Below are 24,930 nucleotides of genomic sequence, written 5' to 3' on the forward strand. Positions count from 1 at the left end.
CTGCTATTGCCCGTGCCAAAGCGAAAAAAGCAGCGCAACAAGCAGAAGTTGAACCTGCAACGGCAGAAACTGAGCCAGCCGACATTGATCCGCGTAAAGCCGCAGTCGCTGCCGCTATTGCCCGTGCTAAAGCGAAAAAAGCAGCCCAAGAGAAAGCACAACTTGAGGCTCAAGTGAGTGAGGAGGAAATGCTGTCACCTGCTGCTGAACAACCCATTGAAGAAGAAACAGATCCTCGTAAAGTTGCGGTTGCTGCGGCGATAGCTCGCGTAAAAGCCAAACAAGCTCAAAAACAAAACGAACAAACAATGATAGAGTAAGTGATTAAACACCATGAAATTTAGGCCTATTGATCCAAATAACCGTCGTTTAAAAATCGCTAGCGCGCCATTTACCCATGATAACCAAAGCACTAGTCTTGTTATGCTTTGGGTTTTATTGGCTGCGATACCGGGTATTGCAGCACAAATTTACTTCTTTGGTATTGGCACTCTCTATCAAATTGTTTTAGCCATGCTGGCTGCTGTGATCACAGAAGGCATCGCTATCCGTTTACGTAAAAAGCCTGTTATTAACGTTCTTAAAGATAATTCAGCCATTGTTACCGCGCTATTACTGGGTGTGAGTCTACCGCCATTAGCGCCTTGGTGGATGATCGTTCTTGGAACTGCCTTTGCCGTGATCATTGCTAAACAATGTTATGGTGGTTTGGGGCAAAATCCATTTAACCCTGCAATGGTGGGTTATGTCGTATTACTAATTTCTTTTCCTGTACAAATGACCAGTTGGCTCCCGCCCTCTGAATTACAGACTCTTAATATCAATGCACTAGAGAGCCTTTCAATTATCTTCACTGGACATACTCCATCGGGGATCACGCTGGATGCCTTGCGAATGGGTGTCGATGGAATGAGCCAAGCAACACCATTAGACAGCTTTAAAACAGGGCTATTAACCCATTCGATTTCTGATGTTTTACAGCAACCAATTTTACAAGGCTCTCTGGCGGGTATTGGTTGGCAATGGGTCAATATTGCCTATTTAATCGGCGGCCTCATAATGTTAAACCGTCGGATTATTAGTTGGCAGATCCCTGTTTCATTCCTTGCCACCTTAGCATTCTGTTCAGTAGTCAGTTGGTTATTAGATGATGGTCGCTACTCGCCACCACTAGTACAGTTACTCTCCGGCGCAACTATGCTAGGGGCATTTTTTATTGCAACAGATCCAGTTACGGCATCGACGACACCAAAAGGCCGCTTGATTTACGGTGTAATGATTGGCTTATTAGTGTGGCTAATCCGTGTTTACGGTGGTTATCCCGATGCTGTCGCTTTCGCTGTGCTACTAACTAATATTGCGGTGCCTCTCATTGACCATTATACGCAACCTCGTGCATACGGGCATGGACATAAGTAAGGAGCCTATATGTTAAACACAATGCGTCGTCATGGAGCCATCTTGGCTATTTTTGCAGCCGGCACAACTGCACTTAGTGCGGCTGTTTATACCTTAACGAAAGAGACAATCGCACAACAAGCGGCGATCGTACAAAAACAGCTACTTGACCAAGTCGTACCAACTAGCCTGTATGATAATGCATTTGGGCAGGAGTGTTATTTAGTCGGAGCAGAAGCTGAGCTAGGCAGCAAGCAGCCACATCGGTTATATATTGCGAGAAAGAATGGTGAGCCTGTTGCCGCCGCCCTTGAATCTACAGCACCCGACGGCTATTCAGGTGCAATACATCTCTTAGTCGGTGCAGATTTTAATGGAAATGTGCTAGGTGTTAGAGTGACAGAGCATCATGAAACACCGGGTCTCGGCGATAAAATTGAAACACGAATTTCAAACTGGATCACTTTGCTCACAGGGAAAGTTGAATCCGACCATGACCCCAAATGGGCGGTTAAAAAAGATGGCGGTGATTTTGACCAATTTACTGGGGCAACCATAACCCCAAGAGCGGTTGTTAATGCGACCAAACGTACCGCCATTTTTATGCAAAAAATACCACAAAATCTCTCTAGCTATCCTATTTGTGGAGCTGAATAATTATGAGTCAATCTAAAGAACTTTTTGTACAGGGCTTATGGAAAAACAACTCGGCACTTGTACAGCTTTTAGGCCTATGCCCATTACTGGCTGTTTCATCAACAGCGACCAATGCATTAGGGTTAGGACTTGCTACAACATTAGTGCTGGTCTGTACCAATGTTGCCGTATCCGCATTTCGTCGTTGGGTACCAGCTGAAATTCGTATTCCTATTTATGTTATGATCATTGCCTCTGTCGTTAGTGCAGTACAGATGCTTATTAACGCCTATGCGTTTGGCCTATATGAATCGCTGGGCATATTTATTCCGCTGATTGTGACCAACTGTATTGTAATTGGTCGCGCTGAGGCTTATGCCTCACGGAATCCTGTACCACTTTCTGCTATTGATGGCCTTGCGATGGGGTTAGGTGCAACGGCAGCCTTGTTCGTTTTAGGGGCTATGCGCGAGATTTTAGGTAATGGCACACTGTTTGACGGTGCGGATTTACTACTAGGATCATGGGCCAAATCATTGCGAATAGAGGTTTTACACCTTGACTCACCATTTTTACTCGCTATGCTGCCACCGGGCGCCTTTATCGGCCTCGCCCTGATGCTTGCGGGCAAATATTTAATTGATGAGAAAATGAAAAAACGAGCCGCCCTAAAATCGGGCCAACAACCTGAACGTGAATACCAAAAAGAACAAGGATGCGGCAGCCATATTTCTAGATAAGATTAATTGTGAGCTATGAATAAATCAAAACGTATTGAGATATTGACTCGCCTGCGCGATAACAATCCCAATCCAACAACTGAGTTACAATTTAACTCCCCTTTTGAGCTGTTGATAGCGGTTTTGTTATCTGCACAGGCGACTGATGTCAGCGTTAATAAAGCAACAGCCAAATTATATCCTGTCGCTAATACTCCTGAAGCCATGCTCGCTTTGGGCGTCGATGGTATCAAAGAGTATATAAAAACAATTGGTCTGTTTAACACTAAAGCTGAAAGTGTTATCAAAACCTGCAAAATCTTAATTGAAAAGCATAATAGCCAAGTTCCTGAAGATCGCGCAGCTTTAGAGGCCTTACCCGGCGTTGGTCGTAAAACAGCAAATGTGGTGTTAAACACGGCTTTTGGCTGGCCAACCATTGCTGTTGATACGCATATTTTTCGAGTTTGTAATCGTACCAATTTTGCTCCAGGTAAAAATGTCGTTGAAGTCGAAGAAAAACTTCTCAAAGTCGTTCCCACAGAGTTTAAAGTCGACTGCCATCATTGGTTCATTTTACATGGTCGCTATACCTGTATCGCACGCAAACCGCGCTGTGGGTCTTGTATTATTGAAGATCTCTGCGAATTTAAAGATAAGGTGTACCCTGAGAATTAACATTACACTGCTCCCAGTTATTTGTTCACAATGCAAATTTTTTCTTGCTCTAAGACTTTGTCTTACGTAACAATGGGAGCCAAACTCAACCTCCATAAAAACGGTAAGTATGTTCCAAGACAACCCATTGCTCGCGCAACTTAAACAGCAACTGCACTCCCAAACGCCTCGCGTTGAAGGATTGGTAAAAAGCACCGATAAAGGTTTCGGTTTTCTCGAAGTAGATGGCCAAAAAAGCTACTTTGTTCCACCTCCACAAATGAAAAAAGTGATGCATGGCGATCGCGTTATCGCGGCCATTCATACAGACAAAGACCGTGAATTCGCTGAACCAGAAGAACTTGTTGAACCCTTTCTCAGCCGCTTTGTCGGGCGCATTCAGAAGAAAGATAATGACAACCGCTTATTTGTGATCCCTGATCATCCACTGCTAAAAGATGCTATTTCTTGTCGCCCAGTAAAAGACATCGACCATGAATTTGCTCAAGGTGATTGGGTTGTTGCACAGATGCGTCGCCATCCTTTAAAAGGTGATAAAGGTTTTTACGCTGATATCACTGAGTACATCACCGATGCTAATGACCATTTCGCCCCTTGGTGGGTCACTTTACGTCGTCATCAACTTGATCGTGCTGAGCCGCAAATGGTTCACAGTGAACGCGATGATGAAGGCATTGAGCGTGTTGACCTTACCGACCTGCATTTCGTGACTATCGACAGTGCAAGTACAGAAGATATGGATGATGCTCTGTATATTGAAAGAACAGCAGACGGTCATTTAAAACTTTATATCGCTATCGCGGATCCAACCAGTTATATCAAAGAAGGCAGTGAATTAGATAAGCTCGCTTTAGCTCGCGCTTATACGAACTACTTGCCTGGCTTTAATATTCCGATGTTACCTCGTGAGCTTTCAGATAACCTCTGCTCTTTACGCCCAAATGAGCGCCGTCCAGCATTAGTGTGTGCCGCAACCATTTTGGATGATGGTAACCTAGCTGAAGATATTCAGTTTTTCAGTGCATGGGTTGAGTCTAAATCAAAGCTGGTTTATGACGAAGTTTCCGATTGGCTAGAAAAATCAGGTAGCTGGCAACCAACTAATGATGTAGATCAGCAACAGATTGAATTACTGAAAGAAATGGCGGATAAGCGTCATCAATGGCGTCAACAAAATGCGTTAGTCTTTAAAGATCGCCCTGACTATCGTTTCTTGTTAGATGACAAAGGGAATGTTATTGACATCGTCGTCGAAAGCCGCCGTACGGCAAACCGTATTGTCGAAGAAGCGATGATCACCGCTAACTTGTGTGCCGCAACACAGCTCAAAAACACATTAGGTTTTGGCGTATTCAACGTTCATATGGGCTTTGAGCCATTACAAATAGAGCAAGTTGTACAAACATTGAAAGAGCATGGTATTGAGACAACGGCCGAATCCCTGCTCACCTTAGAAGGTTTCCGCCAACTACGCCGCCAATTAGATGCACAACCGACACAATTCTTAGATAGCCGCATTCGTCGATTCCAAACCTTTGCAGAAGTCAAAGGCGAACCCGGCCCTCACTTTGGATTAGGTTTTGAGGCTTACGCAACGTGGACATCACCAATCCGTAAATACACGGATATTGTTAACCATCGTCTACTTAAATCGGTTATTGCGGGTAAACCCTCAACTGATAAACCGACAGAAGAGTTATCGATTAAATTAGCGGAGCGTCGCCGAGCCAATCGCATGGCTGAACGTGATGTTGGTGATTGGTTATATGCGCGCTTTTTAAAACCTTTCGAAGGTACAGACAAGGCATTCCCTGCGGAAATTATCGATATCACACGTGGTGGTGTACGAGTGAGGTTAACCGACAATGGTGCCGTAGCCTTTATTCCAGCGCCGTTCTTACACGCTGTACGCGATGAGATCCAGTGCAGCCAAGAAACAGGTAGCGTGTTAATCAAAGGCGAACCCGCATACAAACTCAACGATATTATTAATGTTAATATCGCTGAAGTACGTATGGAAACTCGCAATATTGTTGCTCGCCCTGCCGCATAATTACTTTTGATGCTATAATAAATATGCTACTGGTTTTAGCAGTAGCATATTGTTTCTTACTTTTCCTTCTTAATGAGTTCCACTCAGATATATTGTCGCTTTTTATATACATTAATTCCCGATAATTCTGATTCGTATAATTACTGATTGTGATAATTTGGTAGCGTCCTTAAAACTCGGAGTCACTAAAATGAACACGACAAGTAAACGCATTATGACATTCACACTTGCAACCCTTATCGCAATAAGCGTTAGCGCATGCTCTAATATGTCAAAGCGAGATAAGAATACGGCTGTAGGTGCTGGCGTAGGTGCTGTAGGCGGTGCTATCCTAACGGGCGGTAGTGCACTGGGAACGGTTGGTGGCGCTGCAGTTGGTGGGATTATTGGTAACCAAGTCGGAAAATAAATCTATGGATAAGGGGGGATGCCCCCCTTATCCTATATTGTGTTATCCACCCGCTAACTTCACTTGATAACCTTTTGCTTCAAGAAGTTGCTTAATCAGCTCTCTCTTATCACCCTGAATTTCAATATCACCGTCTTTTACTGAGCCACCGCAACCACATTTTTTCTTTAATTCCGCGGCCAATTTAGCCAGTGCATCATCTTCAAGATCGAGTCCTGTCACCACGCAAACGCCCTTGCCTTTGCGACCCGATGTTTCACGGCGGATCCTGACAATACCATCTCCTTTTGGGCGTTGTGCTTTCGGTTTTTCCTCTTCGATGCGACCGATATCCGTGCTATACACTAAACGGCTATTTGTATCCTTCATGCACAATCCTTAATAGATTGGTTGATCTGCTTTAATGTGAGTGCAGGGTTATCACTACGCGTAATAGGACGGCCGATAACCATATAATCAACCCCGACTTTTAATGCTTCTTGAGGTGTCATGATACGGCGCTGATCCCCAACATCACTACCAATTGGGCGAATACCTGGTGTCACTAATTTAAAATCATCACCACACAATGATTTCAGTCTTGCAGCTTCATGTGCTGAACACACCACACCATCTAAGCCACATGCTTTTGTCAATAAAGCTAAACGTTCAGCATGCTCAGCTGGCGTAGCATTAATACCAATGCCAGTCAGATCGGATTGATCCATACTGGTTAAAACAGTGACCGCTGTTAATAATGGCGCCTCTTTTCCATAAGGCTCTAATGCCTGACGAGCCGCTTCCATCATACGGCTGCCACCACCAGCATGAACGTTAACCATCCAAACGCCCATTTCTGCTGCTGCCCCAACCGCACGCGCAACCGTATTAGGAATATCGTGAAATTTTAAATCGAGAAATACATCAAAACCACGTTGGTGTAGTGATTTCACAAATTGAGGGCCATTGAAGGTAAACATCTCTTTACCGACTTTCAAACGACATTCACGCGGATCAATAAGGTCAACAAATGCCAATGCCGCGTTTGCATCTTCATAATCGAGCGCAACAATAACTGGCGAGTGAGTAGATACGCGAGCGTGGTTCTCAGTTGAAGAAATCATTTAGTAGTAGCCTTAATCATATTTGGTAATAAAGTGACGCTGTCACTGCCCATCTAAACCACGAATTGGCTTAATGGTGTCCCATGAACGACAAGACGGGCAGTGCCAATATAATGAATGCGAAGTAAAACCACATTTGTGGCAACGATAGTCAGGTTTGGTTCTAATTTGTTCCCCGACCATTTTCCGCAGCAAAATCAGGCTCTCTTTTGCTCGCCCTTCTTCTGCTTCTTTTAAATGGTAATCCATCAAACGATAAAATAACCGCATTGTTGGGTGACGTTGAATCTGATCGTTAATATAACTTGCGGCGGCTTCATGACTTTGCTTCTCAACAATAATGTCGGCGAGATACAGTTCAGCGACTGCCCCCGTATTACCCGCAACACATTGACGGAGATACACTTCCCAAGCATCCATATCTGCGATTTGTTGATAGCAATCATAAAGTAAAGGTAAAGTTTCAGCCACCAGCTCTCTATCTTGTTCGTAGACTTGTTTAAGAACATTGATAGCTTTGTCGTAATGTTCCTGCTCGATAAAAATTCGCCCTTTCATAATTGAAACACGGGCACAATTTTTATCCGCCTGTTCGGCTTTATTCAGAAGGTTTAAAGCCCCATCAAGATCGTCACTGCCTAAGTGTTGATTGGCTAATTCACAATAAAAATGCGCAATATTTTCGCGTAACTCTTCATTACCCAATTTAACCAACTTAGTCGCCGTTTCGATTGCTTTCGTCCAATCACTGGTTAATTGAAAAATCGCCAATAATGACTGTAGTGCACTTTGCTTAAAATCCACCTCATCCGTCAATTGCTGGAACATATTTTCAGCACGATCGTAAACCCCTGCGGCCATATAATCACGACCGAGTTGTTGCGTGGCTAATAAGCGTTGTTCAAAGGATAATGCGGCACTTTCAACAAGTGACTGATGAATACGGATGGCTCGTTCAACTTCACCACGTGAACGAAATAAATTACCTAAGGTTAAATGCGCTTCAAAGGCGGAACTGTCTTCCTTGAGCATATCAAGGAATAAATCAACCGCTTTGTCTTGCTGATTTGATAAAAGAAAGTTAACGCCCGTAACATAATCACGTGACAGGCGGTTAGCATGTTGCTGCTTGTCTTGTTGAGCGCTTCGACGCCCCATATACCAGCCGTATGCAGCGGCGACAGGTAACAACAGAAACAGCAACTCAAACATACAAGATTATTCCTTGCTCTTTTGAGCCACAACTTCTGTAGATTCAGAGATGGTTTTATCATCCACACTCAATTGTGATTCAAGACGTCTAATTTTACGGCGTGCATTTTTCAAGCTCACCACAGCACGCAGATAAAATAGCCCTGCAACTAACCAACCCAGTACAAAGCCGACACCAAACAAAGAGGCTAAAAGTGAAGATAATGCAAAATCTCCTTGTGCAATCAGGTAGTTAAATGTAATAACCTGATTATTGCTTGAGCCTAGCGTGATTGAAATAATAAAAATAACCACAGCTAGTAATAATATCAGAAAATATTTCACATTCTTTCCCGTTATCCGTTCTTATGAAAACAAATTATCTACCTGATAAGGTAGCATTTCTGGCGCACTCAGACAAAGTAATTTATCTTATACGCCCACTTTGTTAATGTATATTGAACCTTATTTAACCTACATGTTTTTACTTTCACTCAAATTGGGTGTTTTATCCCTTAAGAGCGTACACGCCATCATCGCCAAAATTGCACTAATGATAATAGAAGCGATTGCATCTGAAGGCCAATGCATTCCTAATAATAACCGACTAAATACGATAGCTTCCGCCCATACCGCCAGCACGATGGCAAGTGCATATTGACGACGCTGCCAAAATAATCCAATCAATAAAAGTGCCCAGCCAGCCGCAAATAGTACATGCCCAGAAGGAAATGAGTAGCCAGTTTCCGCTTGCCAATGTTTGCGTAACCATGAAGGAACCTGATCACTTTGTTTAACGGTTTGTTTGATAACGTCTGCTCGCTGCTTTCTTTTTAAGTCATAAAATTCTGTCGCTGAAAGCCCATATTCTTTTTCTAGCCAAACCACATATGGGCGTGGCTCTTGGAAACTATTCTTAACAACGCTTTTGATCCCTTGTCCTACCAAAATACAGCATACAACAATAACAACCCATTGAAGGACACTTTTCAACTTTGGTTTACAGATATAAAGGGCCAAGGCTAATAATACGATAGAGGTTATCAGACTATAAGGGAGACCAGCCGTTTCTGTTAGCCAAAATAACCATTTAACCGATTCTACATTCTGAGACGGCAGCCAACTCCACCCTACCATCAGTAACGCTGTAGGAGGTATGATTAATAAAACAGCAAAGACTAATATCGGGTAAATTGATTTATTCATTTTATGCTATCCATGTCAGTTGACTGTTCGAATCAATAAAATTAGATTCACAAATGATTAACTCTGTTATAGTAATGCATAGTGGACTGTGTGCAAATAAATGTCTGCGCTATATGCTAGATGTCATATAGTATCGATAAGCAATATTTTTATCGATTAACGTTATTAATTAAGCAAGAGTTATCTCAACTAATGAATGAAAATATGCAGCTAAAACGCGTTGCCGAAGCCAAATTACCAACTCCTTTCGGCGAATTTTTAATGGTAGGGTTTGAGGAAATCGCAACAGGTCGTGACCATGTCGCACTGATTTTTGGCGATATTTCAGGTCCAGAGCCTGTTCTCAGTCGGATCCACTCGGAATGCTTAACCGGAGATGCATTATTCAGTTTACGCTGTGATTGTGGCTTCCAATTAGAAGCGGCACTGTCTCAGATCAGCAAAGAAGGTCGAGGCGTACTGCTCTATCATCGCCAAGAGGGTCGTAATATCGGCCTACTTAATAAAATTCGTGCTTATGCCTTGCAAGATCAAGGTCTAGACACCGTAGAAGCCAATCTCAAACTAGGCTTCAAAGCGGATGAACGCGACTTTACGCTCTGCTCTGACATGTATAAGTTATTAGGTATTAATGAGGTTCGCTTATTAACTAATAATCCAAAGAAAATAAATATCATGCGTGAAGCAGGTATTAATGTCGTTGAACGTGTGCCATTAATTGTTGGTCGCAATCCAAGTAATGCTCATTATCTCGATATTAAAGCTGAGAAAATGGGCCACATGTTATTTAAACATCAATAATCCTTCTCATAATGGAAGAGTATGACACTGCTCTTCCTTGACTAATATTAAAATGATAACAATCGGTTGTAGCACTTTTACCGATTGATATATTCACTTTCATTTCATAAGGTTTATACTGTTTATCAACAATGATCTCGATGAATAAATTTAATACGTTAAGTTTATTTTTCTGATAACAAGGAGCTACGGTGAATAACCTGCATTCTATCCAACGCATGAGAAGATTACGTAAGACTGAAAAAATGCGTGATCTCTTCCAAGAAACGCATCTTTCTCTTAATGACCTGTGCCTTCCAATCTTTGTTGAGGAAGGGCTTGATGATTATAAGCAAATTGACAGCATGCCAGGTGTTGTACGTATTCCAGAAAAACGTTTAGCTTATGAAATAGAGCGTATTGCCAAAGCAGGTATTAAATCTGTTATGACTTTTGGCGTCTCTCATCATTTGGATGAAACAGGGAGTGATGCTTGGCAAGAAAATGGCCTTGTCGCACGTATGTCTCGTATCTGTAAAGAGACAGTACCTGAAATGATTGTGATGTCGGATACCTGTTTTTGTGAATACACTTCACACGGCCATTGTGGGGTAATGCATGGCGATATCGTTGATAACGATGCCACTATCCATAATTTAGGTTTACAAGCTGTTGCAGCCGCCCGTGCAGGTGCTGATTTTATCGCCCCTTCTGCTGCAATGGATGGGCAAGTTGCCGCTATCCGCCAAGCTCTAGATGCAGCTGGTTTTAAAGATACCGCCATTATGTCTTATTCGACTAAATTTGCGTCAGCACTCTATGGCCCATTTAGAGACGCGGCAGGCTCTTGTTTAAAAGGGGATCGCAAAACCTATCAAATGAATCCAATGAACCGCCGTGAGGCAATTCATGAATCCTTAATTGACGTACAAGAAGGCGCGGATGCATTGATGGTTAAACCAGCAGGTGCCTACCTTGATATTATTCGTGACCTACGTGAACGTACTGAATTGCCTATCGGTGCTTATCAAGTCAGTGGTGAATATGCACAAATTAAATTTGCTGCAATGGCTGGGGCTATCGATGAAACCCGCGTCACTCTGGAAACATTAGGCTCTATCAAACGGGCTGGCGCTGATATGATTTTCACCTATTTTGCCCTGCAATTAGCTGAAGATAAAATTTTGTCACGATAATGAGCGCGTGAGAAATAACAACATGCCCGCTGTCGAGTCGATTAGCGGGCATGTTATTTTAATAAACAGCAATGTTTGAGGGTACTTAAACAAAATCGCCTGTTATGCTTTTTGTGCTGCCAGTTGCTCTGTAAAGCGCTGAGCATAATTTAACGCAATGCGAGGTTCATAGAGACCCGTAATAAGTAATTTCTGTTCGCCATTCAATGTATTAGCCACAACGCCCCATGATCCAATATCCTCTCTTGTTTGATAGATTTCATCTGGAACTGGCGATTTTTCTGGCATTGTCACTATCTCATTAGCGAAAGATAATGGTACGATTTCAAACGAGGCATAATCGGCATTTCGTCCTAATGGGAATTCCCTATCAACCAATAAACGAAGATCGCAGACTTCAGTTTCTGGGGTTTGCATGACAATGGAATAGAGATTCGGAATATGTTCAAGAATATCTCGGACTTCATCTAAATAATGATGATTTGGCGAGGTGGTAATTAAAATGTCAGCCGCCCAAAGCGCCCCTTTGTAAAAATCCGTTGCGTTAATATCTGCCATATATTAATACCTCACATTGGTGATTTTATTGGTTTTGTGACGTCTGATTTAATGTCAGCAACCCCACATTTATCTTGGCTAGTTTAAATATGAGCCATAATCTCTACTCGTTTTTGCCTCACGATAAAAAGTAAAACATACCTCTTTCCAATAACGAAATTTTTAAAATGATATCTCTGCATCACTCAATATAGATAGGCAATCATCATAGCCTAGACTCAATCCTCATATATTGCGAAATAACAATAAAAAACGCCCATCGTGCAAACAAACACAGATGGGCGTTGTTAACTTAGAGATTAAAAATTAATGGAGCATTTGGCGGATCACATAATGCAGGATGCCACCATGACGGTAATATTCCATTTCTGTTGAGGTATCAATACGGCAACGTGTTGCAATTTCTTTGACCTGTCCATCACCATAGGTAATTTTCACAATAATATGTTGACCCGGCTCAATGGATTGCAAGTGTTCTATATCGATACGTTCATCCCCTTTAAGGCCCAATGTCTTACGCGTTGTACCTTGTGGGAACTCTAATGGGATAACCCCCATACCAATTAAGTTAGAGCGGTGAATACGTTCGTACGATTCCGCAATAACGACACGGACACCAAGTAAATTAGTACCTTTAGCCGCCCAGTCACGGCTTGAACCAGAACCGTATTCTTTACCTGCAATGATAGCGAGAGGCAGCTTTTCCTTTTGATACAGCATCGCCGCATCATAGATCGCCATCTGTTTACCTGTAGGGATATGTTTCGTATATCCACCTTCAACCCCCGGCACCATTTCGTTGCGAATACGGATATTGGCGAACGTACCACGCATCATCACTTCATGGTTACCACGACGAGAGCCATATGAGTTAAAATCGGCGGCAGCTACGCCATGCTCTTGCAAATAACGCCCCGCTGGACTATCCGCTTTGATATTACCCGCAGGTGAAATATGGTCAGTCGTTACCGAATCACCCAATATTGCCAAGATATGTGCGCCATGAATATCTTGAACCACTTCCGGCTCTGCTTTCATCCCTTCAAAGAACGGTGGATGGCGAATATAAGTCGAATCTGGCTGCCAATCATACGTGGAAGAGCTTGCCACTTGTAATGCTTGCCATGCCTCATCACCATCGAAAACCGCACTGTACTCTTTGCGGAACATTTCTGTTTTAACTTTTTCAACGGCTTGAGCAATTTCAGCACTGGATGGCCAAATATCTTTTAGATAGACATCATGACCTTGTGCGTCTTTGCCTAATGAGTCAGTTTTAACATTAATATTCATGTTACCCGCTAACGCATAAGCAACCACCAGCGGGGGTGACGCTAACCAGTTCGTTTTGACTAAAGGATGGATACGGCCTTCAAAGTTACGGTTACCCGACAATACCGCACCAACGGTTAAATCCGCCTCTTTGATCGCTTGCTCAATCGGATCAGGTAATGGCCCAGAGTTACCTATACAGGTTGTACAGCCATACCCCACTAAGTTAAAGCCGAGTTTATCAAGATAAGGTGTTAGTCCTGCCAGAGCTAAATAATCCGTTACCACCTTAGAGCCTGGTGCCAACGAGGATTTCACCCAAGGTTGACGAGTTAGACCTTTTTCTACCGCTTTTTTAGCGAGTAAACCTGCCGCCATCAACACACTTGGGTTTGATGTGTTCGTACAAGAAGTAATCGCTGCAATCACAACAGCACCATCGGTCATTTCAAAGGTTTGTCCTTGATAATTGACTGTCGGATGTGCACCTTTCTCTTTTTTGTTAAGCTCCAGCTCAATAGCGGCTTGGAATGCTTGCGGAACTTGACCCAGTTCAACACGATCTTGTGGACGTTTAGGACCGGCTAAACTAGATTCCACCGTCGACATATCCAATTCTAATGTGCTCGTAAAGATAGGTTCATCACCCGCATGACGCCATAAACCTTGCTCTTTACAATAGGCTTCCACCAGCGCAATTTCATCATCGCTGCGCCCAGTTAACTTCATATAATCTAATGTGACGTTATCGACAGGGAAGAATCCACAAGTAGCACCATACTCAGGAGACATATTGGCGATAGTCGCCCTATCAGCCAGCGGAAGATCAGCTAAACCATCACCATAAAATTCAACAAATTTACCGACAACACCATGCTTACGTAGCATTTGTGTGACTGTCAGTACCAAGTCTGTCGCTGTAATACCTTCACGCAATTTACCCGTCAGTTTAAAACCGACAACGTCTGGGATCAGCATGGATACCGGTTGACCTAGCATTGCAGCTTCGGCTTCAATCCCACCAACCCCCCAGCCTAATACGCCAAGACCGTTGATCATCGTGGTATGCGAGTCGGTGCCCACAAGGGTATCTGGATAAGCATATAACTTCCCATCCACCTCTTCATACCAAACCGCTTTACCTAAATACTCTAAGTTGACTTGGTGGCAAATACCGGTTCCTGGTGGCACAACCCTAAAGCGATTAAAGGCTTTTTGCCCCCAACGTAAAAAGAGGTAGCGTTCATGGTTACGCTTCATCTCAATTTCAACGTTGTCATCAAATGCTTTATCCGTGGCAAATTCATCAACCATTACCGAGTGGTCAATGACCAGATCAACTGGCGAGAGAGGATTGACTTGCTCAACATTACCACCTAATGATTTAACCGCTTCACGCATTGCAGCTAAATCCACGACCGCAGGTACACCCGTAAAGTCTTGCATTAGTACCCGAGCTGGTCGGTAAGCAATTTCTCTATCTGCATGCCCTGTTTTCTGCCAATCAATAATGGCTTGCAGATCGGCTTCTACTACCGATTTGCCATCAATATTTCGCAATAAGTTTTCAAGTAATACTTTAAGGGATTTGGGTAGCTTTGTGGCATCACCGAGTTGCTGAGTCGCAATCGGTAGACTGAAGTAATTATAGAGCTTGCTTCCGACACTGAGTGTTGCTGCACTCTGTGTTTTAAGACTCAACGACATAACTCCTCCTTGGTTTTTTATGATGATTATCGGTCATCTTATTTACCTAACAAATTACAGTGAATTTGTTAATTAGTTGTAATTATAGTTGCTGAAAATATTTACTTTATGGATTTTGTGTCAAATCCATAAATTTGCTGTGCTTATCATCAAAAAAACAGTAAATGGCGGGGAAATTTAGCCAAGTGACTCATAAAAAGAGTAGTAGAATGCTAGGATTTTGAACTTGTCAATTGAACGCTGACATTGGAATAGCTAAATAGAGAACAAAAAAGTGAGTCACTAAGCTTCTAGTTGAATTCACATCAGTCACTAAAAGCTTAGCTCTCGTTTGAAAGGCAACCTAAAGTTAGATGATAGGCAATTTAATGTCTTTAAACATTTCCTCAATATCTTCATTGTTGCGCAGTGCAATCGCCCTATCTACAACATCACGGGTTAAATGAGGGGCAAATCGCCAAATAAAGTCATACATATAGCTACGTAAAAAACTGGTACGTTTGAAGCCAATTTTCGTTGTGCTATAACTGAATTTATCGCGCATATCGATGACAACCAGATCACTATCCAACTCTGGGTTAACCGCCATACTGGCAATAATCCCAATGCCCAACCCAAGCCTTACATAGGTCTTGATAACATCCGCATCTGTCGCCGTAAAAATAATTTTAGGTTCTAAATTGGCTTTTTGGAATGCCACATCTAATTCAGAACGCCCCGTAAAACCATGGGTATATGTTACGATTTGGTATTGTGCAACATCTTCAATCGTCACATTTTTCTTTTCGGCTAACGGATGCCCTTTTTGCACCACAACACAGCGGTTCCAGTGATAACAAGGTAGCATGATCAAGTCACTGTATAGGTGTAACGCTTCAGTAGCGATCGCAAAATCACTATTCCCTTTGCAAACTTCCTCTGCGATTTGCGTTGGGGAACCTTGTTGCATATGCAGTGAGACATGCGGATAGCGCTCGATAAAACCTTTGATTACCGGCGGAAGCGCATAACGTGCCTGAGTATGTGTTGTTGCAATATGCAAAGTGCCTTTATCTGGATAAGTATGCTCCCCTGCAACGGAACGGATCGCCTCAATTTTTGAAAGCACTTCCCGTGAAATACGGATAACTTCTTCCCCTGCTGGCGTAACATGAGTGAGATGTTTTCCGCTGCGAGCAAAAATTTGGATCCCCAATTCGTCTTCCAACATACGCACTTGTTTGCTAATACCCGGCTGTGAGGTAAATAACCCTTCAGCGGTTGCAGAGACATTCAAGTCATGATTAACCACCTCAACAATATAACGTAATTGCTGCAATTTCATTTTTAGGTCCACCTATACAGAGCCGTAAGGAATTCGCTATAGCTAAAAATTATTATTTATAACTAAAAGCTATATGTATATGATTTGATATAACCAATATATCATCATTATGCTGAGTGTGAATAGCTAGATGATAAAATTTCACCTAAAATAGTTTAAATTTGAAATTATCTTCATTGTTAACTAGTAAGAAAATGCAAAGTTACATTTAAATTTTCCCAATCTATGCTTGAATAGCTGATAGGCAGTTTTGCAAGATAAATGAATCGGCTTTAATCTTAAGTAATGGAAACAATAATTCTCAACGAAGAGAGGGTATTACATGCAGAAAAAAATTTTGGCGCTCCTTATCAGTATGTCAACCATCGCTATAGCGCCTAGCCTTTATGCCAAAGAAGTTTCTTATGGCGACCAAAAGATTGTTTTATCTGATAATATCGCTTCAGGGGATGATTTTTATCGCTACGTCAATCAGGACTGGATAAGCAAAGCGAAGATCCCAACAGGCATGCCGCGCATTAACTCATTTGTTGAGTTATACCTCACGACAGAGAAACAACTACAAAGCATTATCGATCAGTTGCAAAGCTCACCAGAGAACGAACTCAATCATAATCAACGCAATATTCGTAATTTATATGTAAGTTATCTTAATGAAGACGCGATAGAAAAAATAGGAATAAGCCCTCTCAAAGATGACCTTGATGCAATTACTAATGCAAAAAATCATAATGATATTAGTAAATTAATGGCACTTCCGGCCTATACGCCATTTATTTCTTATTGGGTAGACTTGGATGCTAAGCAGCCGGATACTTATGTTTTATACCTTGGGCAAGGCGGTTTAGGCTTACCGAACCGTAATTATTACCTCGACGATACCCCGCAGATGGAGGAGATCCGCAAAAATTATATCGCCTATATTGCCACTATCTTAAAACTGGCGGGCGAAAATGATGTTGAGAAAAAAGCCCAACAAATTTTCGCACTGGAAAAATCAATGGCACAGGCTCATTGGAGCCCAGAAGCGCGCCGTGACACAATCAAAAATTATCACCCAATGACACTGAACGATATGAAAAAGTTCACTCAAGGCTTTGCATGGGATAACTTTATTCAACAGTGGCAACTTTCAGACAAACAATTGAATAAGGTGATAGTTGAAACGGATACCGCAGTAGAGCAATTAGCCCAAATTTATGCCAATACCCCTGTATCGACACTTCAAGACTACCTACGTTTTCACTATTTAAGTGATCAAGCCCCCTATTTGAATCGCGATTTTTCTGACGCCCGCTTTGATTTTTATTCGCGTAAACTTAACGGCGTAGAAAAACAGCGGACACGCAAAGAGCGTGCTCTGGAAACCGTCAATCGCTTACAGGGCGAGCCTATGGGGCAAATCTATGTTGAGAAATATTTCAACCCTGAATCAAAAGCGAAAATTACCGATCTTGTCAGCTATGTCAGAGGAACGTTTAATTCTCGCTTAAAAGATAATGATTGGATGGATGATGCAACACGCCAAGAAGCGCTTAAAAAACTTGAGCAATTTACCGTTAAAGTGGGTTACCCTGACAAATGGAATGATTTCAGTAGTATCAATCTAAAACCCGATACGCTACTGGATAACTACAAACAGGTCTTAAACTGGGTCTATAACGACAATATGAGTAAGATAGGACAACCTGTCCGTAAATGGGAATGGGGGATGACGCCTCAAACCATTAATGCATACTTTAACCCAGTGCAAAATGAGATAGTGTTCCCAGCCGCAATACTACAGGCACCTTTCTTTGATCCTAATGTTGACCCTGCCTATAACTATGGCGCAATTGGCGCTGTAATTGGCCATGAAATGGGCCATGGGTTTGATGACCAAGGCAGCTTGTATGATGGTACTGGTCAGTTGCGTAACTGGTGGAGTGATGACTCTAAACAGCACTTTAAACAAAAAACCGATAAACTGGTTGAACAATATAATAGCTTCTCCGTTGATGGACAAAAGGTTAATGGTCAACTCACATTGGGTGAAAACATCGGTGATTTAGGCGGGCTGAACATTGCTCTGAGCGCTTATAAGCAATTCGTTAAAGAGAATTATCCAAATGGCGAAGCGCCAATTATTGATGGGACAACCGGTCTGCAACGATTCTTTATTTCTTGGGCAAGAACTTGGCAAGAGTTATCCAACAAAGAGTCCGAGCGTAATAAAATTTTGACCGACCCACATAGCCCTAACCAGTTCCGTGCCAATGGTGTTGTTCGTAATATGGATGAATGGTATCAAACTTTCGGTGTCGATAAAGACAGCAAATTATACCTTGAACCTGAACAACGCATTCGTATTTGGTAAATGCGCTTTCCCCCTTGATATCTGCGGCTTTCATTTGAAAGCCGCAACCTTCAATTCTCATATCGGTTATATCTACAGGTAATGTTCAATCGTATTAACCATCCCCTGTTAAAAACAAATAAATTTTCTTTAAGCACTTATTTTATTAGTTTTCAAATAGTTAAAAGCTCTGAGTATTTCAGAGCTTTTAGATTAAGTCTCAAAGTAGTACGGTTTTATCAATTACTGTTTAAATATACAGTGTCAACTATTTGATCACACCACAAGCCATGCGTGCACCACCACCACCTAACGCTTCAGGATGGTCGGAGTAATTATCCCCACCCGCGTGTACCATCAGTGCACGGTTTTCAATCTCTTTTAGTGTTTTTAAGCGCGGTGCTAATACGGCATAATCGGCATTACCTTTGGCATCAACCACTAAGCCCGGAAGATCCCCTAAGTGGCCTGTATTGTCATAAGGCCCTTTATGGACACCTGTTTTTGCCGGATCCATATGTCCACCTGCTTTTAATGATGGTACTGATTTGCCATCTTTTTCAGCAGGCTCACAGCTTGGGTTTTCATGGATATGGAAACCATGGATACCCGCTTCTAAACCTGCTAATTTTGGGGTAAACAATAATCCATAATCGGTTTCAGAAATAACAACTTCACCAATCGCCTTGCCTTCACCTTGTGGTGTAGCTTCTTTCAGTACTACTGTTGTTTCTGCTGCATTTGCTGCAAAAGCCGTTAATAAGCCGGCCAGTAAACACATTTTGAATTTCATTCTACCTCCAGTTGTGAGCTTTCTAACCTAATCGCTGCTTGTGATGTTTATTGCTTAAAAGCAAATACACATCAATAAATTATTATTTATTGATAATTGCTATTTATCAGCATAGCAAACCGTCATCATATTGCTTTGCGGTTAGCCACATAAATCAACACTTAAGCCAAATAAGTGCATTTTTAAGACGGCTCCTGAAAGGAGATCAAATCATCATAAAAATAAGATGGAGGGAGAGTCTGTCTGTGGTTAATGATAAAAACCTCGTAGGCTCACAGAAAATGATGAACAACAGAAATGAAAAAGGCGATAGAAATTAACCTATCGCCTTTTAATCGCTAACGTCAGTGAATGATTATTTCTCTTTCACTTCCCATTTGCCGTCTACAAAAAATGCACTCCAACCTGTAGCTTTGCCATTTTTCTCTGAAGAAACATATTGCTGTTTCGTCTTACGGCTAAAACGCACAACGGTTGGATTACCATCAGGATCTTTTGCAGGCGCGTCAGCTAAATAAACCAGCTTTTCAGGTAGTCTATCTCTAAAGCGTTGCAACTCCTCAACCAATGGCGCTCGCGTTTCTCGTGATTTCGGGAAGGTGTTTGCCGCTAGGAATACGCCAGCCGCACCATCGCGCAACACAAAATACGCATCTGATTTTTCGCAAGGTAATTCAGGTAATGGTACCGGATCCTCTTTTGGTGGAGCAATCTCACCATTTTTTAAGATCTTACGGGTGTTTTTACACTCTTCATTTGTGCACCCCATATAAGGCCCAAAGCGCCCTGTTTTTAGGTGCATTTCTGAACCGCATTTATCACACTCAATTACTGGGCCGTCATAACCCTTAATGCGGAACTCACCCTCTTCAATCTCATAACCTTCACAAGCTGGGTTGTTACCACACACATGCAGTTTGCGTTGATTATCAATCAGGTAGCTATCCATTGCTGTACCGCATTTTGGACAGCGACGCTTAGCACGCAGCGCGTTGGTTTCCGCATCATCCCCCTCAAGAATATTCAATACTTCATGTTCAGGGATCAAATTGATGGTTTTTTTGCAACGCTCTTTTGGTGGTAACGCATAGCCTTCACAACCGAGGAACACCCCTGTTGAAGCTGTACGGATCCCCATATGACGTTCACAATCAGGACAAGTAATTGAAGTGATCACCATAGGGTTCGTGCGCATTCCACCTTCTTCAGGATCTCTCTCTGCAATATCTAGCTGTTTGCTAAAATCAGAGAAAAATTCATCAAGCACCGCTTTCCACTCTGCTTCGTGATTAGCAATATGGTCAAGCTGATCTTCCATGCGCGCAGTAAAATCATAGTTCATTAGGTCATTGAAGTTTTCTTCCAACCTATCTGTCACGATTTCACCCATTTTCTCCGCATAAAAACGACGGTTCTCAACCTTAACGTAACCTCTATCTTGGATCGTAGAGATAATTGCCGCATAGGTTGATGGACGACCAATACCGCGCTTCTCAAGCTCCTTAACTAAGGAGGCTTCGCTAAAACGTGCTGGTGGTTTCGTAAAGTGCTGACTTGGCAACAATTCAACCAGCGACAATTCAGAGCCTACTTGGATTGGTGGCAATGTTTTGTCTTCATCATTTTTGCGCAGTGCAGGCATCACTCGCGTCCAACCATCGAAACGCAATGTACGGCCTTTCGCTTTTAGCTCAAAATCCCCTGCTTTCACCGTTAATGTTGTTGAATCATATTTTGCAGGCGTCATTTGACATGCCACAAATTGATTCCAAATTAACTGATAGAGCTTTTTCGCATCTGATTCCATATCTTTCAGTGCATCGGGTAGAACATCAACACTGGAAGGACGGATAGCTTCGTGCGCTTCTTGCGAATTATCTTTGCTAGTGTAAATATTGGCGTCTTTAGGCAGATATTTTTCGCCAAAATTATCGCTAATATAGCCACGTACCATATTTAATGCATCTTGGCTCAAGTTAGTTGAGTCAGTACGCATATAGGTAATATAACCCGCTTCATAAAGGCGCTGAGCCATCATCATGGTCTTCTTCACACCAAACCCAAGACGGGTGCTAGCGGCTTGTTGCAGCGTTGATGTGATAAAAGGCGCACTCGGCTTGCTGGATGTGGGTCGGTCTTCACGGTCAATCACTTGGAAGCGTGCTTTTTCTAGCAAACTCACCGCAGCGTCAGTTTGCGCCTTAGTGACTGGCTTGAACGCTTTGCCTAATTGATGCGTAACCTGCATACGTAATGCAGCCGTACTTTTATCCGCCAAATCCGCATGAAGTTCCCAATATTCTTCCGGCACAAACGCTTTAATTTCACGTTCACGTTCGACAATCAAACGTACCGCAACGGATTGTACGCGACCTGCAGATAACCCTCTCGCCACTTTTTTCCATAACAGCGGCGATACCATATAACCTACTACGCGATCCATGAAACGGCGAGCTTGTTGAGCATTAACTCTATCGATATTGAGTTCGCCAGGGCTATCAAACGCCTGAGTGATCGCATTTTTAGTAATTTCGTTAAACACAACACGGCTAAAGCGAGAGTCTTCACCACCAATCACTTCACGTAAGTGCCATGCAATAGCTTCCCCTTCGCGGTCAAGGTCCGTCGCAAGATAGACATGGTCTGCATCTGCCGCTAAAGCTTGTAATTCAGAAACCACCTTTTCCTTACCCGGTAAGATCTGATAGTTTGCTTTCCAACCATGGTAAGGATCGACCCCCATACGCTTCACAAGCGCGGCTTGAGGATCTTTTTTAACCTTTTTAGTTTTGTCGGTAGATGAGCCTGTACTCTTTTGTGAGCCGGACCCGCTTTTCGGCAGATCGCGAATGTGGCCAACGCTGCTTTTTACAACGTAGCCACTGCCAAGATACTTATTGATCGTTTTGGCTTTTGCCGGGGACTCCACGATAACAAGAGCTTTACCCATATTTACCTTTACCTAAATTTCTACAATGGCGCATTTCTACATGAAAATGCACAAAATGAAAATCTCTTTTTTATATTGCGGCACAATTGCAATATATCAATATAATTTCTTCAAATAGTTTGCGTTTACGCAAAAACTACCAAGCTAATCACGCTATGCTAAAAAGAACATAAAGTGTTCTAGCTGACTGATTTTAGCCATATAATGGCTAATTATTGCCAACGAAAAGCACACACTCTACCTGATAAAACGCCAGACGCAACCAATTATTTTTTTAAGGGGGCTAACTTATGGACAACAATATCCAATCTATAACACAAAATGAACTTCTCGAAAAAGCTAATGAGATCATAAGGAAACACGAAGACTTCATTCATGGCATGTTCGTTGATACGGTAGAGCAGCATCGTGATACCTTAGTGTTCAAAGGTGAATGCTTTTTAGATGCCAATGGTATTCCAACAGCGAAAAGCACGGCGGCATTCAACATGTATAAACATTTGTCTCATATTCTTTCTGAGCAATACCGTCTTAAGTAAAGAGACGTAGCCAAAAAATTACCGGCTAAGCGCCGGTAATTAATGATAGTTACGAAATCTATTTTTTGCGAGAAAACCGAATCTTAATTTAATTACATAAAAGGTTTTTGCCCGCGCTGCCACCAACGCAATAACAATTTATCAACATTTTCAGACATGCTACCCGTAAAACGTTCTAACATCTTTTTACCTTGTGTATAGCGAATACTGATGATTTCTTTAGTCTCTATTGCTGAAATAATAATATCGTCACTCACGCCAATTTGGTCAATTAAGCCTTTATCAAGTGCTTGAGTACCATACCAATATTCTCCAGTAGCCACCGCGTCAATATCTAATGATGGACGATTATGATGCACAAACTGTTTAAATAACTCGTGAGTTTCATTCAGATCTTCGATGAATTTCTTACGTCCTTGTTCGGTATTTTCACCAAGCATAGTTAATGTGCGTTTGTATTCACCCGCCGTATGCAATTCAACATCTACATCATGTTTTTTTAATAAACGGTGAATATTTGGCACTTGTGCAACTACCCCAATAGAACCAATGATGGCAAATGGAGCCGCAACAATCTTCGACGCAATACACGCCATCATATAACCGCCACTTGCGGCCACTTTATCAACCGCGATAGTCAACGGAATATTTTTTTCTTTTAAACGGGAAAGCTGTGATGCCGCTAAGCCGTATCCATGTACCATGCCCCCAGGACTTTCAAGACGCAGCAAAACTTCATCGTCTTGTTCCGCCACGGCTAGAATAGCGCTGATTTCTTCTCTTAAAGAGCCGACTTCACGAGCATCCATACTGCCTTTAAAATCTAAGACATATAAACACGGTTTTTTGACCGTTGATTGGCCTGCTTTTGCCCCTGCTTTTTCACTTTTCGCCTTTGCTTTCTGTTGCTTTTTAAAGGCTTTTACCCAAGCTTTATGCTCAGAATCATTCATTTTTACTTGCTGCATTTGGCGCTGGCGTTCTCGATAACGTTCCCCTAAGTCGGTAATTTTCAATTCACCTCGCCCACCTTGGCGACGCATTCCGACACCAAAAACAAAAACAGCCAAAGCAATAATTGCAACGACTATTGTGACGACTTTTGCCAAAAACAGTCCATACAGAGAGAAATACTCCACAAAATCATCCTTCTCATATTTATCTTGATAAAAATAGTCTCATGATTGCTATTAAACAACCAGTAAAATAACGTCGTTTCTATCGTAATCTTACTTAAATTTCTACGCTACATTAGCCAATAGCATCAATCAATGAGATGATATCGTAACTGTTAACAAATAGGATAGGAAAAATACCATGCTCCACTATCAACCTAAACATGACCTTTTAAGTGGCAAAACCCTTTTGGTTACTGGGGCCGGTGATGGAATTGGCCGTGAAGCCGCATTAACCTATGCTCGCTTCGGCGCCTCTTTGATTTTAGTCGGTAGGACACAGCATAAACTTGAAGCCGTTAGCCAAGAAATCGAAACATTAACCGGTAAGGCCGCAGATATCTATGTCGTTGACTTGTTGACAGCACCTCATGAACAATATGTTGAGTTAGCCAACGATATTGCTAAAAAACACCCTTATCTAGATGGCGTATTGCATAATGCAGGTCTTTTAGGGGTTGTTGCCCCAATTATCGAACAACCTGTCGATTTATGGCATGACGTTATGCAAGTTAATGTCAATGCGTCGTTTATGTTAACTCAAGTGCTGTTGCCTTTATTACTGAAAGCACCAACAGCATCGCTCGTTTTCACCAGTTCCAGCGTCGGTAAAAAAGGCCGTGCAGACTGGGGAGCCTACTCCGTTTCTAAATTTGCCACTGAAGGCTTAATGCAGATCCTTGCCGAAGAGTATAAAAACAGTGGCTTGCGTGTTAACTGTATCAATCCAGGGCGTACTCGCACCAGTATGCGTGCCAGTGCAGCACCAGATGAAGATCCAATGACTATCAAAGCACCAGCCGACATTATGCCAATTTACTTATATCTTATGAGTAATGATAGCTTGCGTAAAACAGGCATTAGTTTTGACGCTCAACCCGCTCAAAATGTTAAAACAACGGAGTAAT

At 42.3% G+C, this 24,930-nt stretch carries 22 protein-coding genes and 1 pseudogene; 12 read left to right on the forward strand and 11 right to left on the reverse strand.

Features of this window, described 5'->3' with window-relative positions; genetic code table 11:
• The 7 genes and pseudogenes from PR675_RS05890 to osmB all read left to right on the forward strand — a co-directional run.
• A pseudogene (locus tag PR675_RS05890) lies at positions 1-320 on the forward strand (electron transport complex subunit RsxC); the annotation flags it as partial.
• A 13-nt stretch (positions 321-333) separates the two neighbouring features.
• Positions 334-1,419 (forward strand): electron transport complex subunit RsxD, encoded by a 1,086-nt coding sequence (gene rsxD, locus PR675_RS05895; RefSeq protein ID WP_060561041.1) that lies wholly within the window; start codon positions 334-336, stop codon positions 1,417-1,419.
• Positions 1,420-1,428: 9 nt separating this feature from the next.
• Positions 1,429-2,055, forward strand: a complete 627-nt coding sequence (gene rsxG / locus PR675_RS05900; RefSeq protein ID WP_060561042.1) for an electron transport complex subunit RsxG — start codon at positions 1,429-1,431, stop codon at positions 2,053-2,055.
• A gap of 2 nt (positions 2,056-2,057) precedes the next feature.
• Positions 2,058-2,774: an electron transport complex subunit E gene (locus PR675_RS05905; protein ID WP_004920103.1), complete on the forward strand. Its 717-nt coding sequence runs from the start codon at positions 2,058-2,060 to the stop codon at positions 2,772-2,774.
• Positions 2,775-2,789: 15 nt separating this feature from the next.
• Positions 2,790-3,431, forward strand: a complete 642-nt coding sequence (nth, locus tag PR675_RS05910) for an endonuclease III (RefSeq protein ID WP_014656041.1) — start codon at positions 2,790-2,792, stop codon at positions 3,429-3,431.
• A 109-nt stretch (positions 3,432-3,540) separates the two neighbouring features.
• Complete coding sequence (locus PR675_RS05915; RefSeq protein ID WP_060561043.1) at positions 3,541-5,484, forward strand: exoribonuclease II; 1,944 nt, start codon at positions 3,541-3,543, stop codon at positions 5,482-5,484.
• A 190-nt stretch (positions 5,485-5,674) separates the two neighbouring features.
• Entirely contained in the window at positions 5,675-5,893 is a 219-nt protein-coding gene (gene osmB, locus PR675_RS05920) for an osmotically-inducible lipoprotein OsmB (protein ID WP_004920113.1), read from the forward strand.
• Positions 5,894-5,935: 42 nt separating this feature from the next.
• Here osmB and yciH read toward each other — a convergent pair whose 3' ends face one another.
• From yciH to pgpB, 5 genes are all read right to left on the reverse strand, one after another.
• The gene (gene yciH, locus PR675_RS05925) at positions 5,936-6,262 is read right to left on the reverse strand and encodes a stress response translation initiation inhibitor YciH (RefSeq protein WP_004920116.1); all 327 of its coding nucleotides are present in this window, start codon (positions 6,260-6,262) and stop codon (positions 5,936-5,938) included.
• A complete protein-coding gene (gene pyrF / locus PR675_RS05930; protein WP_004920118.1) occupies positions 6,259-6,996 on the reverse strand; it encodes an orotidine-5'-phosphate decarboxylase in 738 nt (245 codons plus the stop codon). The genes yciH and pyrF overlap by 4 nt, the downstream gene beginning before the upstream one ends.
• A gap of 42 nt (positions 6,997-7,038) precedes the next feature.
• Positions 7,039-8,208 carry a lipopolysaccharide assembly protein LapB gene (lapB, locus tag PR675_RS05935; RefSeq protein WP_060561044.1) on the reverse strand — a complete coding sequence of 390 codons (1,170 nt, stop codon included), beginning with the start codon at positions 8,206-8,208 and terminating at the stop codon, positions 7,039-7,041.
• Between the two features lie 6 nt (positions 8,209-8,214).
• Entirely contained in the window at positions 8,215-8,532 is a 318-nt protein-coding gene (locus tag PR675_RS05940) for a LapA family protein (RefSeq protein WP_004920126.1), read from the reverse strand.
• A gap of 129 nt (positions 8,533-8,661) precedes the next feature.
• Entirely contained in the window at positions 8,662-9,393 is a 732-nt protein-coding gene (gene pgpB / locus PR675_RS05945; RefSeq protein ID WP_036940348.1) for a phosphatidylglycerophosphatase B, read from the reverse strand.
• 204 nt (positions 9,394-9,597) lie between these two features.
• Between pgpB and ribA the strand changes: the two genes are divergently transcribed.
• Both ribA and hemB read left to right on the forward strand, forming a co-directional pair.
• Positions 9,598-10,194 (forward strand): GTP cyclohydrolase II, encoded by a 597-nt coding sequence (gene ribA, locus PR675_RS05950; protein WP_014656044.1) that lies wholly within the window; start codon positions 9,598-9,600, stop codon positions 10,192-10,194.
• A 191-nt stretch (positions 10,195-10,385) separates the two neighbouring features.
• Positions 10,386-11,369 carry a porphobilinogen synthase gene (gene hemB / locus PR675_RS05955; protein ID WP_014656045.1) on the forward strand — a complete coding sequence of 328 codons (984 nt, stop codon included), beginning with the start codon at positions 10,386-10,388 and terminating at the stop codon, positions 11,367-11,369.
• Positions 11,370-11,471: 102 nt separating this feature from the next.
• Here the strand turns inward: hemB and PR675_RS05960 are convergent, their stop codons facing one another.
• From PR675_RS05960 to cysB, 3 genes are all read right to left on the reverse strand, one after another.
• Entirely contained in the window at positions 11,472-11,927 is a 456-nt protein-coding gene (locus PR675_RS05960) for a hypothetical protein (protein ID WP_004920143.1), read from the reverse strand.
• A gap of 306 nt (positions 11,928-12,233) precedes the next feature.
• Positions 12,234-14,906, reverse strand: coding sequence for an aconitate hydratase AcnA (gene acnA / locus PR675_RS05965; protein WP_004920147.1), 2,673 nt, complete (start codon positions 14,904-14,906; stop codon positions 12,234-12,236).
• 349 nt (positions 14,907-15,255) lie between these two features.
• Positions 15,256-16,230, reverse strand: coding sequence for an HTH-type transcriptional regulator CysB (gene cysB, locus PR675_RS05970; RefSeq protein ID WP_004920151.1), 975 nt, complete (start codon positions 16,228-16,230; stop codon positions 15,256-15,258).
• A 322-nt stretch (positions 16,231-16,552) separates the two neighbouring features.
• Between cysB and PR675_RS05975 the strand changes: the two genes are divergently transcribed.
• Complete coding sequence (locus PR675_RS05975) at positions 16,553-18,586, forward strand: M13 family metallopeptidase (protein WP_060561045.1); 2,034 nt, start codon at positions 16,553-16,555, stop codon at positions 18,584-18,586.
• A gap of 247 nt (positions 18,587-18,833) precedes the next feature.
• On the opposite strand, the gene sodC is transcribed toward PR675_RS05975, so the two are convergent.
• Complete coding sequence (sodC, locus tag PR675_RS05980) at positions 18,834-19,358, reverse strand: superoxide dismutase family protein (RefSeq protein WP_060561046.1); 525 nt, start codon at positions 19,356-19,358, stop codon at positions 18,834-18,836.
• 355 nt (positions 19,359-19,713) lie between these two features.
• On the reverse strand, positions 19,714-22,308 hold the full coding sequence (topA, locus tag PR675_RS05985; protein WP_036940356.1) for a type I DNA topoisomerase: 2,595 nt from the start codon (positions 22,306-22,308) through the stop codon (positions 19,714-19,716).
• A 290-nt stretch (positions 22,309-22,598) separates the two neighbouring features.
• Between topA and PR675_RS05990 the strand changes: the two genes are divergently transcribed.
• Positions 22,599-22,847 (forward strand): DUF2498 family protein, encoded by a 249-nt coding sequence (locus PR675_RS05990; RefSeq protein WP_004920169.1) that lies wholly within the window; start codon positions 22,599-22,601, stop codon positions 22,845-22,847.
• A 92-nt stretch (positions 22,848-22,939) separates the two neighbouring features.
• On the opposite strand, the gene sohB is transcribed toward PR675_RS05990, so the two are convergent.
• On the reverse strand, positions 22,940-23,986 hold the full coding sequence (gene sohB / locus PR675_RS05995; protein WP_014656049.1) for a protease SohB: 1,047 nt from the start codon (positions 23,984-23,986) through the stop codon (positions 22,940-22,942).
• A 178-nt stretch (positions 23,987-24,164) separates the two neighbouring features.
• On the opposite strand from sohB, the gene PR675_RS06000 reads away from it, so the two are divergent.
• Positions 24,165-24,929, forward strand: a complete 765-nt coding sequence (locus PR675_RS06000; RefSeq protein WP_060561047.1) for a YciK family oxidoreductase — start codon at positions 24,165-24,167, stop codon at positions 24,927-24,929.
• Position 24,930: the final 1 nt, after the last annotated feature.

Origin of the sequence: Providencia sp. PROV261, from assembly GCF_028477945.1 — a bacterium.
GTDB classification, from domain to species: Bacteria; Pseudomonadota; Gammaproteobacteria; order Enterobacterales; family Enterobacteriaceae; genus Providencia; species Providencia stuartii.

Bases quoted from the DNA above. Each gene is read 5' to 3' on its own strand.
- PR675_RS05905 (WP_004920103.1), top strand. From the start codon at position 2,058: ATGAGTCAATCTAAAGAACTTTTTGTACAGGGCTTATGGAAAAACAAC.
- nth (WP_014656041.1), top strand. From the start codon at position 2,790: ATGAATAAATCAAAACGTATTGAGATATTGACTCGCCTGCGCGATAAC.
- osmB (WP_004920113.1), top strand. From the start codon at position 5,675: ATGAACACGACAAGTAAACGCATTATGACATTCACACTTGCAACCCTT.
- PR675_RS06000 (WP_060561047.1), top strand. From the start codon at position 24,165: ATGCTCCACTATCAACCTAAACATGACCTTTTAAGTGGCAAAACCCTT.
- topA (WP_036940356.1), bottom strand. From the start codon at position 22,308: ATGGGTAAAGCTCTTGTTATCGTGGAGTCCCCGGCAAAAGCCAAAACG.
- cysB (WP_004920151.1), bottom strand. From the start codon at position 16,230: ATGAAATTGCAGCAATTACGTTATATTGTTGAGGTGGTTAATCATGAC.
- PR675_RS05960 (WP_004920143.1), bottom strand. From the start codon at position 11,927: ATGGCAGATATTAACGCAACGGATTTTTACAAAGGGGCGCTTTGGGCG.
- PR675_RS05975 (WP_060561045.1), top strand. From the start codon at position 16,553: ATGCAGAAAAAAATTTTGGCGCTCCTTATCAGTATGTCAACCATCGCT.
- PR675_RS05990 (WP_004920169.1), top strand. From the start codon at position 22,599: ATGGACAACAATATCCAATCTATAACACAAAATGAACTTCTCGAAAAA.
- pyrF (WP_004920118.1), bottom strand. From the start codon at position 6,996: ATGATTTCTTCAACTGAGAACCACGCTCGCGTATCTACTCACTCGCCA.
- yciH (WP_004920116.1), bottom strand. From the start codon at position 6,262: ATGAAGGATACAAATAGCCGTTTAGTGTATAGCACGGATATCGGTCGC.
- acnA (WP_004920147.1), bottom strand. From the start codon at position 14,906: ATGTCGTTGAGTCTTAAAACACAGAGTGCAGCAACACTCAGTGTCGGA.
- pgpB (WP_036940348.1), bottom strand. From the start codon at position 9,393: ATGAATAAATCAATTTACCCGATATTAGTCTTTGCTGTTTTATTAATC.
- ribA (WP_014656044.1), top strand. From the start codon at position 9,598: ATGCAGCTAAAACGCGTTGCCGAAGCCAAATTACCAACTCCTTTCGGC.
- rsxD (WP_060561041.1), top strand. From the start codon at position 334: ATGAAATTTAGGCCTATTGATCCAAATAACCGTCGTTTAAAAATCGCT.
- sodC (WP_060561046.1), bottom strand. From the start codon at position 19,358: ATGAAATTCAAAATGTGTTTACTGGCCGGCTTATTAACGGCTTTTGCA.
- lapB (WP_060561044.1), bottom strand. From the start codon at position 8,208: ATGTTTGAGTTGCTGTTTCTGTTGTTACCTGTCGCCGCTGCATACGGC.
- rsxG (WP_060561042.1), top strand. From the start codon at position 1,429: ATGTTAAACACAATGCGTCGTCATGGAGCCATCTTGGCTATTTTTGCA.
- PR675_RS05915 (WP_060561043.1), top strand. From the start codon at position 3,541: ATGTTCCAAGACAACCCATTGCTCGCGCAACTTAAACAGCAACTGCAC.